The 16,468-nt window shown below is 70.7% G+C and carries 10 protein-coding genes; 4 read left to right on the forward strand and 6 right to left on the reverse strand.

The annotated features are described in order from the left end of the window. The first annotated feature begins 40 nt into the window (after window positions 1–40). Complete coding sequence (locus tag ACIA5C_RS12075; protein WP_396053567.1) at window positions 41–4,858, forward strand: DUF4011 domain-containing protein; 4,818 nt, start codon at window positions 41–43, stop codon at window positions 4,856–4,858. A gap of 30 nt (window positions 4,859–4,888) precedes the next feature. Beyond that, the gene (locus ACIA5C_RS12080) at window positions 4,889–5,629 is read left to right on the forward strand and encodes an alpha/beta fold hydrolase (protein ID WP_396053569.1); all 741 of its coding nucleotides are present in this window, start codon (window positions 4,889–4,891) and stop codon (window positions 5,627–5,629) included. Window positions 5,630–5,660: 31 nt separating this feature from the next. Here ACIA5C_RS12080 and ACIA5C_RS12085 read toward each other — a convergent pair whose 3' ends face one another. The 6 genes from ACIA5C_RS12085 to ACIA5C_RS12110 all read right to left on the reverse strand — a co-directional run bounded on the left by ACIA5C_RS12085 (window position 5,661) and on the right by ACIA5C_RS12110 (window position 12,874). Further along, the gene (locus ACIA5C_RS12085) at window positions 5,661–7,034 is read right to left on the reverse strand and encodes an NAD(P)/FAD-dependent oxidoreductase (RefSeq protein ID WP_396053571.1); all 1,374 of its coding nucleotides are present in this window, start codon (window positions 7,032–7,034) and stop codon (window positions 5,661–5,663) included. A 106-nt stretch (window positions 7,035–7,140) separates the two neighbouring features. Further along, window positions 7,141–8,250 (reverse strand): arabinogalactan endo-beta-1,4-galactanase, encoded by a 1,110-nt coding sequence (locus tag ACIA5C_RS12090; RefSeq protein WP_396053573.1) that lies wholly within the window; start codon window positions 8,248–8,250, stop codon window positions 7,141–7,143. A gap of 184 nt (window positions 8,251–8,434) precedes the next feature. Continuing rightward, complete coding sequence (locus tag ACIA5C_RS12095; RefSeq protein WP_396053575.1) at window positions 8,435–9,685, reverse strand: substrate-binding domain-containing protein; 1,251 nt, start codon at window positions 9,683–9,685, stop codon at window positions 8,435–8,437. A gap of 25 nt (window positions 9,686–9,710) precedes the next feature. Continuing rightward, window positions 9,711–10,613, reverse strand: a complete 903-nt coding sequence (locus tag ACIA5C_RS12100) for a carbohydrate ABC transporter permease (protein WP_396053577.1) — start codon at window positions 10,611–10,613, stop codon at window positions 9,711–9,713. Between the two features lie 4 nt (window positions 10,614–10,617). Then, complete coding sequence (locus tag ACIA5C_RS12105; protein ID WP_396053579.1) at window positions 10,618–11,529, reverse strand: carbohydrate ABC transporter permease; 912 nt, start codon at window positions 11,527–11,529, stop codon at window positions 10,618–10,620. A 34-nt stretch (window positions 11,530–11,563) separates the two neighbouring features. After that, entirely contained in the window at window positions 11,564–12,874 is a 1,311-nt protein-coding gene (locus ACIA5C_RS12110; protein ID WP_396053581.1) for an ABC transporter substrate-binding protein, read from the reverse strand. A 154-nt stretch (window positions 12,875–13,028) separates the two neighbouring features. On the opposite strand from ACIA5C_RS12110, the gene ACIA5C_RS12115 reads away from it, so the two are divergent. Then, window positions 13,029–15,236 carry a beta-galactosidase gene (locus ACIA5C_RS12115; RefSeq protein ID WP_396053583.1) on the forward strand — a complete coding sequence of 736 codons (2,208 nt, stop codon included), beginning with the start codon at window positions 13,029–13,031 and terminating at the stop codon, window positions 15,234–15,236. Continuing rightward, window positions 15,233–16,462, forward strand: coding sequence for a galactose-1-phosphate uridylyltransferase (gene galT / locus ACIA5C_RS12120; protein ID WP_396053585.1), 1,230 nt, complete (start codon window positions 15,233–15,235; stop codon window positions 16,460–16,462). The genes ACIA5C_RS12115 and galT overlap by 4 nt, the downstream gene beginning before the upstream one ends. Window positions 16,463–16,468 lie beyond the last annotated feature (6 nt).

Consider the following 16,468-nt stretch of genomic DNA (forward strand, 5'->3'; position numbering starts at 1 on the left):
ATGGCAGCGTGACGGGTGTCCGGCTTGCTGGAATCGGGATATGACGCCGGTGGACGATGATGTGCGGGCGGCGTTGGATGGCTGGCGGGACGAACTGCTCGATCTCACTGGCGCCAACCGCCTGATCAACCTGAGGCCCGACGCCCCGGGCGCCCTGGAGATCGCCGGCCCGTCACCCAAGAGCATCGTCGAGGCGCTGCGGCAGGGCGACGACTGCGGGTTCGCCGGCGCCGAGGGCGTACCGGAAACGCTCGACCCGCGTCCCGCGTTCACCGTGCGCACCCGCGTCCCCGAAGAGATCATGCGGCCGGTCCTGCACCGGCTCGAGGTACGCGCCCGCGAGGAGTTCCTCGACCGTGGCGTCGCCACCCTCCACCTCGCGATCGGCCTGCTGCACTGGCAGGACGAGACCGGGCCCACCTACGCGAGCCCGCTCCTGCTGCTCCCGGTCGAACTGGACGGCCACCGGCTGCGCATCCGCGGCGAGGACCCGGTGATCAACCCGGCGCTGACGCTGCGGCTGCGCAAGCTCGGCGTCGAACTGCCGGTCGCCGGTCCGCTCGCCGACCTCGACGTGACCGTGCTCTGGGCCAAGCTCGACGTCGCGATCAGCGACTTCCGCTGGCTGGCCGACGAGACGATCGTGCTGTCCCGGTTCACGCTGCACCGCGAGGCGGCGTACCAGGACCTGACCGCGCAGCAGGAACGCGTGCTGACCCACCCGATCGTGCGGGCGCTGGCCACCGGCGACCGCGACAAGCTCTACGACTTCACCCCCATCCCGCCGATGGAGATCGACGAGCGGCGGCCGCCCGAGGAGGTGCCGCTGCTGCTCGACGCCGACGCGGACCAGCGGGCCTGCGTCGCGGCCGCGGTCGAGGGCCGCAGCTTCGTGATCGACGGTCCGCCGGGCACCGGCAAGACCCAGACGATCGCCAACATGGTCGGGTCCCTGCTGCACGCCGGCAAGCGGGTGCTGGTGGTCTCGGAGCGGGCGGCCGCGCTCGACACGGTCTTCCAGCGGCTGGACGCGGCCGGGCTCGGCGACTACCTGCTCGCGCTGCACAGCCACACCACCGGGCGGGCCGAGGTGGCGTCGGCTCTGGCCGCCGCGCTCGACACCGAACCGCCGCCGCTGGCCGGGGTCGACCCGGTGGACCGGCGGGCAGTCCGGGAACGGCGGGAACGGCTTCAGGCGTACGCCGACGCGATGAACCGGGTCCGCCGGCCGATGGGCCGGAGCCTGCACGAGGTGCTCGGGATCTGCGCCGGGCTGCTCGAGGTCCCGGCCGCCCCGGTACCGTCGGCGATCCCGGCCGACCTGTCGCCGGCCGGCTTCGAACGGGTCCGGCAGGCGGTCGCCGACTACGCCGCGACCTGGCGCGACACGTACCTCTGGCGGGACGTGATCGACCGCGAGCCGCTCGGCCTCCGCCTGCGCCGCGCCAAGCTGGCGTTGGACGGGCTGGCCGAGGTCGCGGAGCAGAATGCTCCGCTGGCCGAGGCGTTCGACCTGCACGAGCCGGCCGACGCGGGCACGCTCGCGGCGCTGGTCGGGCACGCCGCCCGGCGGCCACCGCACGTGCACGAGGACTGGCTGACCATGCGCAACCTGCAGCCGGTGCAGCGCGCGATCGACGAACTGAGCCGGCACCTGGCCGCGCTCGAATACGAGGGGGTGGCCTGGTCGGAGCTGCCTTCGGCGACCGAACTCGGCACCGTGCCCGACCTGTACCTCGACCCGCCGGCGCTCGACCTGCGGCCGCTGATCGCGACCCAGGCCGAGGAACTGGCCCGTAAGTTCACCGACGACGCCGACGTGCTCGAGCAGCACCAGGAGAACCTGGCCCGGGTCACCGCGCGCCTCGGGCTGCCCAACGTGGTCAGCTTTCCCGACATCGCACGGGTGGTCGCCCTGGCCGACCTCATCAGCCGGCCTCACAAACCCGAGGCCGCCTGGTTCGAGCCGGGTGGGCTCGCTCGCGCCCAGGAAGGCGCGGCCATTTTGCGTACGCGCATAGCCGCCGCCGAGGCGGCCGAGAGCGAGGCCCGGCAGCACTTCCGTTCCGAAGCCCTGGACGAACCGGTCGACGAACTGGCCGAGCGGTTCGCCACCCGGCACCGGGGTGCCCGCAAACTGTTCGGCTCCTATCGGCGCGACAAGAAGGCCGCGGCCGAGGTGGCGCTGCCGACCGTGAAACCGGCCGACGCGGTGGCGCGGCTGGACACGGCGGCGGCCTGGAAGCAGGCATCTTCCTTGCTGGAAGCTACGCAAGAGGAGTTCGGCCCGGTCCTCGGCCGCTACTTCAACGGCCGCGAGACCGACTTCGCGGCCCTCGACGAGGCGTTGCGGACGGCCGCCGAGGGTATCGAGACGACGCCGGCCGAGGCGCTGCCCGCGGTGGCCGTGCACCTGTCGGCGCCGCGGCCCAACAACGCTCTGCTGCGGATCGTCAGCGAGGCCCGCACCGCGTTCAGCACGTGGATCGCCAAGCTGTACCCGCCGCCGGCCAACGCGGCCCGCCCCGAACTGGCCGAGGGCAGCATCCAGGGCGCGATCGCGTGGCTGCGGGCCCACGTCGGGCCGCTGAACAAGGCGGCCGACCTGATCCGGGCGTACAGCGGGCCGACCGGGCGGCGGCTCACGCTGGGCGAGGCGCTGGACCTGTCCCACCAGCGGGAAGCCGCAGCCGAGGCCGAGGCGGCGATCTGGCGCAACGCGGCCAGCCACGCCGCGTTGCTCGGCACCGGCTACCGGGGCACCAAGACCAACGTCAAGGCGCTGGCCGACATCGCGGCGTGGACGGCCGAGGCGCGGCGCCTGCGGTCCGGCAACGACGAGCCGCTGACCGACAAGCAGGCCCACGCGCTGTCCGAGTGCTGGCCGTCGACCGCTCTCGCCGACGCGGTGGCCGACTGGCAGGAGGCGCGCGGGCAACTGCTCGACGCGTTCGCGCCGGTGCGGCGGGGCGAGCTGGGCATCCTGCTCGACGACTACGACCGGGCACACGAGCTGCTCGGCGCTTTGCTGACCGACGAGGAGGGTCAGCACCAGTGGTTCGCCCACGCCGACGCCGGGCAGATCTTCACCGACCACGGGGTCGACGCGGCGGTCGACTTCTGCGCGGCCGAGGGGATCGCGCCCGCCGCGATGTGGCCGGTGCTGGAACGGGCGCTCTACCGCGGCTGGGCCGAGGCGGTGCTGCGTGACGATTCCGACCTGAACCCGGTCGGGGCCGAGGACCGCAACCACCTGGTCGAGGAGTACCACCTGCTCGACGAGGAACTGACCGCGGGCGCGCTGGCCGACATCGTGGTCGCGGTCGAGAACCGGCGCGGCGGCCCCACCGAGGTCGTCCGCCGGGAGGGCAACAAGCACTTCGGCCACCTGCCGGTACGCGAGCTGATCGCCCTCACCCGCACGACCGTCCTCGGCCTCAAGCCCTGCTTCCTGATGTCCCCGTACGCCGTGAGCACCCTGCTCCCGCCGGACATCGGCTTCGACGTCGTGATCGTCGACGAGGGTTCGCGGCTGACCCCGGCCGACGCGCTGCCCGCGATCCTCCGGGGTGCCGCCCTGATCGTGGCCGGCGACGAGCGTCAGCTCCCGCCGACCTCGTTCTACGACCGGCCCGAGGACACCCCGACCGACGCCACCCCGCTGCTCGAACCGGCCCGCCGGGCGCTCGCGACCCTGCCGCTGACCACCCACTACCGCAGCCGGCACGAGGGGCTGATGGCGTTCGCCGACCACGCGTACTACCAGGGCGCGCTGACGATCTTCCCGCGGGCCGAGGTGTCCACTCCGGACATGGGCGTCGCATTCTTCCCGGTCGACGGCGTCTACCGCCGGGAGACCGCCCGCGACAACCCGATCGAGGCGGCCGCGGTCGCCGACCGCGTGCTCCACCACCTCGCGCACCGGCCCGGCCAGACGCTCGGCGTGGTCACCCTGGCCGCCGCGCAGGCCGAGGCGATCCGCGACGCCCTGGAGTGGGCGATCGAGAAGCACCCGCAGTATTCCGGCCTGTTCGACGGCGACCGCACGACCGGCTTCTTCGTCAAGAGCGTCGAGGCGGCCCAGGGCGACGAACGCGACGTCGTCATCTTCTCGGTCGGCTACGGCTACGACGAGCACGACAAGATCAGTACGAATCTGGGCGCGCTGACCCGGCCCAAGGGCTGGCGACGGCTCAACGTCGCGATCAGCCGCGCCCGCCGGCTCGTCGAGGTGGTCTCGTCGCTGCGCGCCGAGGACGTGCCCGACCTGGGCAACGAGACCGTACGCCACCTCAAGGCCTACCTGGACTACGCCGAGCACGGGGCCGCGGCGCTGCTCGGCTCCGGCTCCGACGAGGCGTCGACCCCGCTCGAGCAGTCGGTGATGGACGCGATCCGCTCGTGGGGTTACGGCGTGCGGGCCCGGGTCGGCACGGCCGGCCACACCGTCGACCTGGCGGTGCGGCACCCCGGCCGGCCGGGCGAGGTGTACGTGCTCGGCGTCGAGTGCGACGGCCCGGCCTACCGCGCGGTGCCGGCGGTGCGCGACCGCGACCGGGTGCGCGAGCAGGTGCTGCGCGACCGGGGCTGGACGCTCTACCGCGTGTGGTCGACGGCCTGGTATCGCAACCGCCACCACGAGGAGAGCCGCCTGCTCGGCGCCATCGAACGCGCGATCGAAGGCCCGACGCACACGCCCCGGCACGCGGCCCAGCTCCCGCACCGGCCGGAGCCCTACCGCCGGATCGACCAGGAGCTGACCGGCGGCACGCCGATGCTGGGACCGCTGCTGGGCCCGGCTCCGGGGCCGGTCCTGGGGCCCATCTATGGCCCGGAGCCGCCAAGCCAGCGGATGTGAAGTTGGCTCGGATAGCCTATCGTCACTGAAATGATCTACTCGATCACTCCCGGCGACGATCCACCCGTTGTTCTGGTGGCCGGCCTCGGCTTCCGTCAGGACAGCTGGCATCCGGTGATCGACTTGCTCCGCACGGGCAGCACGACGTTCGCGTACGACCGCCCGGGCATCGGCGACACCCCCGGTCGCGCCGACCCGGCGCGGCCGATCTCGTACGGCGTGATGGCCGAAGAACTGGCCGAACTGCTCGAACAGTCCGGTGTGGACAAGCCGATGGTGCTGGTCGGCCACTCGATGGGCGCCAACATCGTGCGCGTCTTCGCCGACCGCCACCCGGCGTGGGTGGCCGGGCTGGTCTTCGTCGACGGCTCCCTGCCCCGCCTCGCCCTGCCGGCCGGCGACGACGTCCTCAACGACGGCGACAACCCCGACGCCAGCCCGATCGACACCCTCGCCGGCGAGGTCGAGGTCCGCAAGGCCACCCCGCCCCCGGTGCCCGCAATCGTCCTGGGCCGCACGCCGGGCTGGTGGTCACCCCGGCCGATTCCGCACCCGGCACTCGACGAGCTGTGGCAGATGAACCAGCACGACCTGGCCGACGAACACCACGCCCCCCTGATCATCGCGGCGGACGCCGGTCACCACCTGCCCCGCGAGGCGCCGGAGCTCGTCGCGTACGCCATAGACCTCGTCGTGGACGCCGTCCGCACCAACCGCGACCCGGCACCCACCGAAGAAGATCTGGCCGCCGCCGGCGGCCATTTCGGCTGACGCTGGTGCCGTGGGAGATCAGCCGGGCGAGTTACTTGGCCGGGTGACCGGCCTCGGTCGCCTCGATCTGCTCGCGGGCGCGTTCGAACGGGTCGCCGTAGGCCTTGATGGCCTGGCGGGCGAACGCCTGCTGCACGGTCGAAACCCGCTCGCTGCGGCCGCGGCCGAGGAAGCTGACGATCCAGTGCAGCACCGCGGTCAGCCGGTTCTTGAAGCCGACCAGGTAGAACAGGTGGACCGCCACCCAGATGAGCCACGCCACGAAGCCGTCGAGCCGCAGCTTACCGATGCTCGCCACCGCCGAGAAGCGGGAAACAGTGGCCAGGCTGCCCTTGTCGAAGTACTTGAACGGCTTGCCCGCGGGCTTGCCGGCCAGGCGGCTCTTGATCAGCGCGGCGGCGTAGCGGCCGCCCTGGATGGCGACCTGGGCGACGCCCGGCAGCTGCTGGCCGTGCTCGTCGTTCAGGTTGATCAGGTCGCCCACGACGAAGATCTCGGGGTGACCGGGCACCGTGAGGTCCTTCTCGACGTGGATGCGGCCGGAACGGTCGGCCGGGGCGCCGGTCGCCTCCGCGAGCTGGCGGGCCAGCGGGGGAGCGGCCACGCCGGCCGCCCACATCTTGGTCATGGCCGGGATGCGTTCGTGGCCGCGCTCGGTCTCGACCTCGATGCCGGTCGCGTCGACGCCGACCACCTTGGTGTTGAGCTCGACCTCCACGCCGAGCAGGTGCAGCTGGCGCAGCGCCCGGGTCGACAGGTGGTCGCCGAACGTGTTGAGCACCGCCCCGACCGCGTCGACCAGGATGATCCGGGCCCGGCGGGGGTCGATGTGCTTGTACTGCCCCGGCAGGTTGCGGTGGGCCAGCTCGGCGATCTGACCGGCCATCTCGGTGCCGGTCGGGCCGGCGCCGACGACGACGAACGTCAGCCAGCGGTCGATGTCCTCCGGGTCGGTCTGCAGGTCGGCGATCTCGAACGCGCCGAAGATGCGGGCGCGCAGCTCGAGCGCGTCGTCGATGCTCTTCATGCCGGGGGCGAACTCGGCATAGCCGTCATTGCCGAAATAGGACTGCGAGGCCCCGGCCGCGACGATCAGCGTGTCGTACTCGACCGTGTAGTCGATGCCCGGTCCGGACACCGACACGATCTTGTTCTCGACGTCGATGTGCTCGGCCCAGCCCAGCTTGACGTCGACGTTGTCCTGCCGCTTGAGCACCTCGCGGATCGGGGGCGCGATCTCGCCCTCGGAGAGGATGCCGGTCGCGACCTGATAGAGCAGGGGTTGGAACAGGTGGTACGCCGTGCCGTTGATCAAAGTGATGTCGACCGGTGCGTTGCGCAGAGCCTTGATCGCGAAGAGGCCGCCGAACCCGGCGCCGATCACCACAACCCGATGCCGCTGCATGTCTGCTCCTGTCGCGTACGCCGTTGCTACCGACTAGTACAGCGTGCTGATCAGGGTGATTATGCCCGGCCCGGGTGTGAGCTGGCACCCGGGCCGGGCTGCCCTTTTATGGAGTCCAGACGATGCTCGGGTTCACATGGCCGGTCCAGTCGAAGACGGCCATGTTGTCCCAGCCGTCGCCGGTGCCGTTCATGTTGGCCGGATCCCAGCCGTTGCCCTTGACCGCATACCAGGTGGGCTCCCAATAGAACACGCCGATCGCCCCGGCATTGCGGGCCGTGTCCTGGATCCAGGAGAACTCGGTCGCCTGCCCGGCCCAACTGGCGGCGTTGCCGTCGCACGGCACGGCGCCGGTGTATGAATTGCCCTCGCTGTCGGCATTGGCGGTGGTGAACGGGTAGGCCGTCTCGGCGATCACCACCGGCTTGCCGTAGCGGGACTTCACGTCGGTGATCACGTTGTAGAGGTTGGTCAGGCTGCCGTGCCAGAAGCAGTAGTACGACAGCGCCGTCACGTCCCAGACCACGCCCTGGGCTTTGATGCCGTCGTAGAACCAGCGGGCGTTGGCGTCGCTGTCCGCGTCGGCGGTGTGGATCACCACCTGGGTCCCGCCGTTGCACGCCTTGGTCGCGGCGTAGCCCTGCTTGAGCAGCGACGCCAGCGGAGCGAAGTTGTTGCCGGTCACCTTGCCCTGCGGCCACAGCATGCCGACGTTGATCTCGTTGCCGATCTGCACACTGTCGGGCGTGGTGCCCTGAGCCTTGAGGCTCGAGCAGACGTCGTACGTGTAGTTGTAGACGTCCGACTGCAGCTGGCTGAGCGAGTGGGAGGCCCAGCCGGCGGGCGGGTACTGCTTGCCCGGGTCGGCCCAGGTGTCGGAGTAGTGGAAGTCGATCAGCAGCCTGAGACCCTTCGATTTGATCGACGTCGCGGCCTGCAGCACCTTGGCCTTGTTGTTGTAGCCGCTGGCCGGGTTGTTCCAGACCCGCAGCCGGGCATAGTTGAGCCCCTTCGACTTGAGGATGTCGAGCGGGTCGGCGGCGGTGCCGGCGGCGTTGTAGTACTTGGCGCCCAGGTCGAGGCTCCGCTGCAGCGAGGAGACGTCGGCGCCGAGCATGGTGAGGGAGTTCGCGGCGTGGGCGGGAGTGGCCGCGACCGCAAGCGGAACGGTGCTGAGGACGGCGGCGGCGAAGGCCACACGCAGGGACGGTTTCATATCGCTCCTTCTGTGAACAAAAGGTGCGGACCGGCGACGGTGGAGACGCCGGCGTGGTGCCCTTCCAGCGGCCCGGGGGAGCGGGGTGGCGTGCGTTGGTTCTCGGCGGCCTCAGCAGAGCTGGATGCCGTGGTCGTTAGGCGCGGGAGAGCGGATGAGGGCTACCTGTCGCGAGCCGGCGGGGTCAGGCCGGCGGGGGACCGATCCAGCGGAAGTCGGGCCCAGACGCGGCGGTGGCGGCCGGGTCGGGCCGGGGCGAGACGGCGTGGGCCGGGTCGGGCCGGGGCGAGACGGCGTGGGCCGGGTCGGGCCGGGGCGAGACGGCGTGGGCCGGGTCGGGCCGGGGGGAGGCGGTGGGGGACGGGTCGGGCCGGGGGGAGACGGCGTGGGCCGGGTCGGGCCGGGGGGAGGCGGTGGGGGACGGCGAGGACTCGCGCAGGACGAGCGTCGTCGGCACGGTGATGGACAGCGGGGTGCGGCCGGCCACCACGTCGGTGAGGAGCCGCACCATCTCTTCGGCGATCCGGTCGAGAGGGTGGTGCACGGTCGACAGCGGCGGGTCGAGTGTCTCGGCCAGCCCGGTGTCGTCGAACCCGACCACCCGCACGTCGTCCGGGACCCGGCGGCCGGCCTCGCGCAGCACCGGCAGCGTCGCCGCGGCCATCGAGTCGGACGCGACGAAGACCGCGTCGAGGTCGGGCGCCCGCTCCAGTAGCACCCGCATGGCCGCCGCCCCGCTCTCGCGGCTCCAGTCGCCGTGCACGATCCGCGCCGGTTCGATGTCGAGCCCGTGCGCGATCAACGCGTCCGTGTAGCCCTGCAGCCGGTCGACGCCGCCCGACGTGTCCTGCGGCCCGGTGATCATCGCAATCCTGCGGCAGCCGGCCGCCAGCAGGTGCTCGACCGCCGAGCGGCCGCCCGAGCGGTCGTCGGCCGCCACCGAGCTGATCACCTGCTCGTAGCCGAGCACCCGCCCGCAGGCGACGATCGGCACGTCGGAGCGCACCAACTGCCCGAGCAGCGGGTCGCCGGAGTGCGGCGAGACCAGCAGGACGCCGTCGACGTGACCGCCGGACAGATAGGCGAACGTGCGGCTGCGCTCCTCGGGGGTGGCCGCGATCATCAGGATCAGCGTCTGCTCGCGGTCGGACACCGCCTGGGCGACCCCACGCAGCAGCACCGAGAAGTTGGGGTCGGAGAACAGCAGGTGCTGCGGCTCGGTGAGCAGGAACGCGATCGAGCCCGACCTGCCGGTGGCCAGCGAGCGCGCGTGCGGGTTGGCCGTGTAGCCGGTGCGGGCGATCGCATCGCGCACCGACTGGAGGGCCTCGGGGCTGACCCACTCCCGGCCGTTGAGCACACGGGAGACCGTGGCGTAGGAGACGCCGGCCTCGCGGGCTACATCGCGAATAGTGGGCCGCTTGCGGGTCGGCACAACGGGGATCATATCCGCCACCACCTCACGCTTTGACCGCACCGGCGCCGAGGTCGACCCGCCAGTAGCGCTGGAGACCGAGGAAGAGCGCGACAAGCGGGATGATCGACAGCAGCGCACCGGTGACCACCGACGTGTACATCGCCGGCTGCGACGCGCCCTGGTTGAGCAGGCCGCTCAGGCCGACCGTCACCGGATAGAGGTGGTCGTCGCCGAGCATGATGTAGGGCAGCATGAAGTTGTTCCAGATCGCCACGAACTGGAACAGGAACACCGTCACGAGCCCGCCCCGCATCATCGGCAGGGCAACGCGGCCGAACGTCCGCCAATCGCCGGCGCCGTCGATGCGGGCGGCCTCCAAGACGTCGGTGGGCACGGCGGCTGCCGCAAAGATGCGGCACAGATAGATCCCGTACGGCGAGATGATGCTGGGCAGGAGCACCGACCAGTAGGTGTTGGTCATCCCGACCTTGGCCAGCAGCAGATATTGCGGCACGGCCAGCAGCACCCCGGGCACGAGCACGCCGGCCAGGATCACGTTGAAGATCGCCGACTTGCCGGGGAACGTGTATTTGGCCAGCGCGAACCCGGCCATCGCCGAGACCAGCATCGACGCGGCCCCGCCGACCCCGGCGTAGAGCGCCGAGTTGACGATCCACCGCCAGTAGAGCCCGCCGCGGTAGTCGCTGAGCGTGCGCACATTGTCGAACAGGTGGGTGCTCGGCGAGAGGGTGAGCGTGCTGAACAGTTCGCCCGCGCTCTTGGTCGACGCGATCAGCACCCACAGCACCGGGAAGAGGCAGTAGGCCGCGCCGAGCAGCAGCAGCACGGTCGCCGTCGGGCTGCGGCGCAGGTTTCCCCGGCGCCGCACTCTGGGCGCGGGCTTGGTGGCGGCCGGTGTGACCGGCACGGCGGTGGTCAGGGCCATCGTGTCAGTCCTCCTGGCTGAAGGCGCGCGAGCCGACGATCTTGAGGAACCCGAACGACAGCACGAAGCTCGCCACCGCGATCACGACCGAGGTGGCCGCGGCCGAGTAGACGTCGTTGCGGGTGAAGGCGTCCCGGAAGACCTTCATCAGCGGGGTCCACGTGGTCGAGATCGTGTTGCTCAGCGGCCGCAGCGTCATCGGCTCGGCGAACACCTGCAGGGTCGCGATCAGCGAGAACACGAAGGTCATCACCAGCGAGGGCGCGATGATCGGAATCTTGATGCGGAGTGCGATCTGGGTGTCCGAGGCGCCGTCGAGCCGGGCCGCCTCGAACAGGTCGGTCGGGATCGCCCGCAGTGCGGTGTAGAGCACGATCATGTTGAAGCCGGTGCCGCCCCAGACCGCGATGTTGGCGACCGCCCAGAGCACCCACGAGTTGCCGAGAAAATTGGGCGGGTTGAGGCCCGCGCCCTGCATGGCATCGACGATCGGGCTCACCCGGGGCAGGTAGAGGAAGCCCCAGAGCAGCGAGGCGACCACGGCGGGCACGGCGTACGGCAGGAAGATCGCCGTGCGCGCGAACGTGCCGACCCGGGTGCGTCCGGCGTCCAGCAGGAGGGCCATCAGCAGGGCCAGGCCGAGCATGATCGGGACGACGATCGCGCCGTACGCCCCGATCCGCTCCACGCTGGGCGAGAAGTCGGGGTCGGTCATCGACCGGGCGTAGTTGCTCAGCCCGGCCCACACCTCGGACCGCGAGCCGGCGCCCAGGCCGAGCCCCTTGACCTGCACGCGGCGCAGGCTCAGGTAGACCGTGTAGACGATCGGCGCGGCCAGGAAGGCGGCGAACAGGATCAGTGCCGGCGCGAGGAATGCATACGGTGCTCCACGCGTACGGGAAAAGCTTGCTCGCATCGGACCGCGACCTCCCCTCGGTTTTTCGGCCGGCTCAGCCGGCGAGCTTGAAGCCGGTGTTCTTCATGTCGGTGGTGGTCGCCTGTTGCATGGTCGCGAGCGCGGCGGTGAACTGCGCCGCCTGCTTCGACTCGGCCGCCTTGCCGAAGGCGTCGTTGTAGGAGCTGAAGGTGACGTTGACGTCGGGCCCGTAGGTGAACGGGTTGGTGGCCTGCGCGGACTGCTGGGCGATCGTGTAGAAGTCGGGCTGGTTGCTGAAGAACGCCGGCGGCGAGGTCAGCGCGGTGCCGGTGGCGTCGTTGGCGGCCGGGTAGACGTTGGAGTCGCTCGCCAGCGCCTTGAGCGCGGCCGGGTCGGTGTTGAGCCAGGTGATGAACTGCGCTGCCTGGTCCTTGTGCTTGCTCTGTGAGGTGACGCTGGTCGCCGAGCCGCCCCAGTTGCCGTTGGTCGCCTTCGACGTGTCCCACTGCGGCAGCATCGCGGCCTTCCACTTGCCCTTGGTCTTGGCCGCGTTGCCCTCGAGCACGCCCGGGCTCCAGACCGCGCCGAGCCAGCCGACCTGGGTGCCGTCGTTGAGCGCGGCGTTCCACTCCGGCGTGTACATCGGCTTGTTGTCGATCACGCCCTGCTGCACCAGGTTGCCCCAGTAGGTCGCCACCTTCTGGCTGTTGGCGTCGTTGATGTTGACCGACCAGGAGTCACCCTGCACACCCCACCAGCTGGCGCCGGCCTGCTGGGAGAGGCCGGTGAACCAGCCCGGGTCGTTGGCCGAGAAGGTGCCGAGGTAGTGCTTGGCGTTGGCCTGGTGGATCTTCTTGGCGTCGGCGGCGTAGTCGTCCCAGGTCGCGGGCGCTTTCAGCCCGAGCTTGTCGAAGACGTCGGAGCGGTAGAAGAACATCATCGGGCCGGTGTCCTGCGGGACGCCGTAGACCGCGTCCGAGCCGAGGGTGACCGCGTTCCACGCGCTGCCCGGAAACTTCTCCTTGAGCGAGCCGGCCAGCTTGCCGATGTCGGCGATCGCGTTGGCCGAGACCAGGGTCGGCATCTTCTGGTATTCGGCCTGCATGACGTCGGGGGCGCCGCTGCCCGCCTTGATCGCGGTGAGCAGCTTGGTGACCGCGGGGTCGCCGCCGTCCTGCTTGTTGACCGTGACGTGGACGTCGGGGTGGGTGGCGTTCCAGCCCGCCACCACCTTGTCCATGTTGGGGGCCCAGCTCCAGTAGGTGAGCTCGACTTTTCCGCCTCCGCTGGAGGAGGTGCCGCCCGCTTTATCGTCGTTGCCGCATGCGCTAGTCAAGATCAAAGTCGCGGCCAGGACTCCGGCCAGCGTCGTCTTCTTGTTCATCGGTCCTCCGGATGACGTGCGTCACTGAACCGTGCCTGTGACCGGTTACAGTGCTTCTTTCTTTCCCGGCTGTCAAGGGCTTGCCCCGACGCTGCCAACAGGCTGTATGGTCCTGTGACCGGTTACAGAATCATCTTCGTCGGAGGAGTTGCCCGTGCTGCTCGCGCGTCACCAACCCTGGGCCACGCCACTGCGCCGGCCGTCGATGGGCAACGACTCCCGACCCGGCGTCGCCTTGACCAGCCGGGCCCTGTGGCGCGACGGCGCACCGGTCATCCCGGTCTCCGGCGAGCTGCACTACAGCCGGGTTCCGCGGTCGCGCTGGCAGACGCGGCTGCGCCAGATGCGGGCCGGTGGGGTCACCGTGGTGGCGTCCTACGTGTTCTGGCTCCACCACGTCCCCGCGCGTGATGTCGTCTCCTTCGACGGCAACCTCGACGTGGCGACCTTTGCCGATCTCTGCGATGCCGAAGGCCTCGACCTGATCCTTCGGATCGGTCCGTGGTGCCACGGAGAGACGAGAAACGGCGGCTTTCCCGATTGGGTTCAGCACGCTTCCGTAGGCCATCGGACCGACGACCCTGGATATCTCGAACTGGTGCGCGAGTGGTTCGGTCAGCTCGGGCGTCACCTCGACGGGCGCTCGTTGTTCGGCATCCAGCTGGAGAACGAGCTGTACGACCAGCCCGGGCACCTCGACACCTTGCAGTCGATCGCCCGTGACGCCGGCCTGTCGGCGCCGCTCTGGATGGCGACCGCGTGGGGGAGTGCGTCGCTGCCCGCCACTTCGGTGCTGCCGCTCTACGGCGGTTACGGCGACGGCTTCTGGGTCGACGCCGATGCGCCATGGGACCCGACCTTCCGCGCCCATTACTTCTTCTCCCACGTCTGGGACGATCCCGGCATCGGGGCCGATCTGCGCCGCGACCGGCCGGTGGCCGCTCCGTCCGCGCTTTCGGCGCTCTTCCCGCCCGCCACCGCCGAACTCGGCGGCGGCATGGCGACGGCCTACCACCGGCGACCCCGGCCGACGGCGCTCGACGTGGCGACGGTCGCGCACTGCAAAATCGGCAACGGGTCGGCCTGGCAGGGCTATTACATGTACGCCGGTGGCACCAACCCGCCCGGCACCCAGGAGTCGCACGAAACCGGCTATCCGAACGATCTGCAGCGCCTCGGCTACGACTTCCACGCGCCGATCGGCGAATCCGGGGTCCTCGCTCCCAGCCATTCCCTGCTCCGCCGGCAGCACGCGCTCCTGGCCGCGTTCGGGGCCTCGCTGACCGAGATGCCGTCCAGCCTGCCTGCCGTCCTGCCCTCCGGCGTCGAAGACACTCACACCCTGCGGTGGGCCGTGCGTTCGGACGGCGTGAGCGGCTTCCTCTTCATCGCCTGGCACCAGCCGCACGTGCCGCTTCGCGCCTTCCACGGCGCTCAGTTCGAGGTCGCGCTGGACGACGATTCGCTGGTCCTGCCGTCGGCACCGGTCGACATCCCGGCCGGAACCCTGGCGTGCTGGCCGCTCCGGCTCACGTTGGGCGGCGTACGCCTGGACTGGATCACCGCCTCGGCCCTGACCGTGCTGCCCGGGCCCACACTGGTCGTGACCGCCGCGGCCGGCGTCCCCGTCGAATACGCGATCGACGGCGTTGCCCACCGGGTGACGCCGACCCGCGAGCCGGTCCGGGTGGGCGACCTCGATCTGCTGGTCCTCCCGGCCGGCGACGCCGACCTGGCCTGGGTGTGCTCGGACGGACCCGCCGGGCGCCGCTTGCTGCTGAGCTCGTCGGAACTGACCTGGGGCCCCTCCGGCCAGATATCCTCCGCCGGCCCGGACGTGCTCGTCTACGACCCGGACTCACGAGGCTTCTCCCCGCTCGCCCTGGACCCCGCCGATGCCCACCCCCTGAATGGGCAGGGATCGATAGCGGTCGAGCGTGCGGGCGGCCGCGCGGTGCCGGTCTCCTACGGCAAGTTCGACGGGCGCGAGTCGGCGCCGGGCCCGGAAGTGTTCGACGAGCTGGCGGCGGTCTACCGGGTCGAGCTTCCCGGGTGGGCGGCCGATCCGGCGCACGACGCGCTGCTGTTCATCGGGTGGGCGGGTGACGTCGGCGAGCTCCGAGTGGACGGGCGGACGGTCACCGACCGATTCTGGGATGGGTCCGAGTGGGTCGTGAACCTGCGTGACGCCGGCTACCGGGCCGGCGCGCGGCTCAGCCTGCACCTGTTGCCGCTGGCAGCCGGGTCGCCGGTGTGGTTGCCGGACGATGCACGGGAGCGGCTGCTCGGCTCGGACGGGCAGTTGCTGGCTCTCGACCACGTGCGGGTCGCCGGGCGGGTGAGACTGGAGGAGACCTCGTGAGTCTGGAAACCGGGCACCAGGTGCGGAAGACGTCGCGCCGCATGGCCGACGGCCGGGAGATCATCTATTACGACGACACGCCACCCTTCCCGAAGCGCGAGGCCGTCGACGTGCGGCCGCTGCCTCCGGTCGCGGGTGCGTCGACTGAGATGCGGTACGACCCCCTGACCGGTGAATGGGTCTCCCTCGCGGTGCACCGCAACGACCGCACGTTGATGCCGCCGCCCGATCAGGATCCGCTGGCGCCCACCTCGCCGGGGGGCTTTCCGACCGAGATCGCGGAGGCGTCCTACGACGTCGTCGTCTTCGAGAACCGGTTCCCGTCGTTCTCGCCGCGGGCCGTGGGCCCAGCCGGGGCCGTGGGCCCAGCCGGGGCCGTGGGCCCAGCCGGGCCGGCGGCCGGCGATCCCTCGCGCCAGCCGGAGCAGGCACCGCCGGACGGCGCTTCGCCGCGCTGGGCCGGCGGGTCGGGCGGGCTGGTCGACGGGGATCCGTTGTGGCCGGTGCGGCCGGCGTTCGGGCGGACCGAGGTGGTGTGTTTCTCCTCGGCGGGGGAGGGTTCGTTCGGATCGTTGTCGGTGTCGCGGGCGCGGACGGTGATCGAGGCATGGGCGGACCGGACCGCCGTGCTCGGTGCGATCGACGGGATCGAGCACGTGTTCATCTTCGAGAACCGGGGGCGCGAGATCGGCGTGACGTTGCCGCATCCGCACGGGCAGATCTATGCGTTCCCGTTCGTGCCGCCGAAGGTCGCGCGGATGCTGGAGATGGCGGAGCGGCACCGGGCGAAGACCGGCGGGAATCTGTTTCGCGACATCCTGGACGCGGAGCGTCGGGCGGGCACGCGGGTGGTGGCGTCGTCGGAGCATTGGACGGCTTATGTGCCGGCGGCCGCAAGGTGGCCGGTGGAGGTGCACTTGGCGCCGCATCGCGACGTTGCGGATCTGACTGGGTTGTCAGGTGCGGAACGGGACGATCTGGCCCGGTTGTATTTGAATGTGCTGGGGCGGCTCGACCGTTTCTACGAAGGGCCGGAGCCGCTTCCGTACATTTCCGGGGTTTATCAAAGCGGCCGTGACATTTTCCGCCTGCATCTTCAGGTCTTTTCGGTCTTGCGGGGACCGGGCAAGCTGAAATATCTCGCCGGCGTCGAATCGGGAGTGGCGTCGTGGGTCAGCGACACCACCCCCGAAAGAATCGCTGCCCGGCTGCGGGAGGTGGCCTAGTGTTTC

The sequence above is a fragment of the Actinoplanes sp. NPDC051343 genome (genome assembly GCF_044455125.1).
Taxonomy (GTDB): domain Bacteria; phylum Actinomycetota; class Actinomycetes; order Mycobacteriales; family Micromonosporaceae; genus Actinoplanes.

Coding starts and splice junctions, on each gene's coding strand:
- ACIA5C_RS12090 (WP_396053573.1), bottom strand. CDS start 8,250: ATGAAACCGTCCCTGCGTGTGGCCTTCGCCGCCGCCGTCCTCAGCACC.
- ACIA5C_RS12110 (WP_396053581.1), bottom strand. CDS start 12,874: ATGAACAAGAAGACGACGCTGGCCGGAGTCCTGGCCGCGACTTTGATC.
- ACIA5C_RS12100 (WP_396053577.1), bottom strand. CDS start 10,613: ATGGCCCTGACCACCGCCGTGCCGGTCACACCGGCCGCCACCAAGCCC.
- ACIA5C_RS12085 (WP_396053571.1), bottom strand. CDS start 7,034: ATGCAGCGGCATCGGGTTGTGGTGATCGGCGCCGGGTTCGGCGGCCTC.
- ACIA5C_RS12105 (WP_396053579.1), bottom strand. CDS start 11,529: ATGCGAGCAAGCTTTTCCCGTACGCGTGGAGCACCGTATGCATTCCTC.
- ACIA5C_RS12075 (WP_396053567.1), top strand. CDS start 41: ATGACGCCGGTGGACGATGATGTGCGGGCGGCGTTGGATGGCTGGCGG.
- ACIA5C_RS12080 (WP_396053569.1), top strand. CDS start 4,889: ATGATCTACTCGATCACTCCCGGCGACGATCCACCCGTTGTTCTGGTG.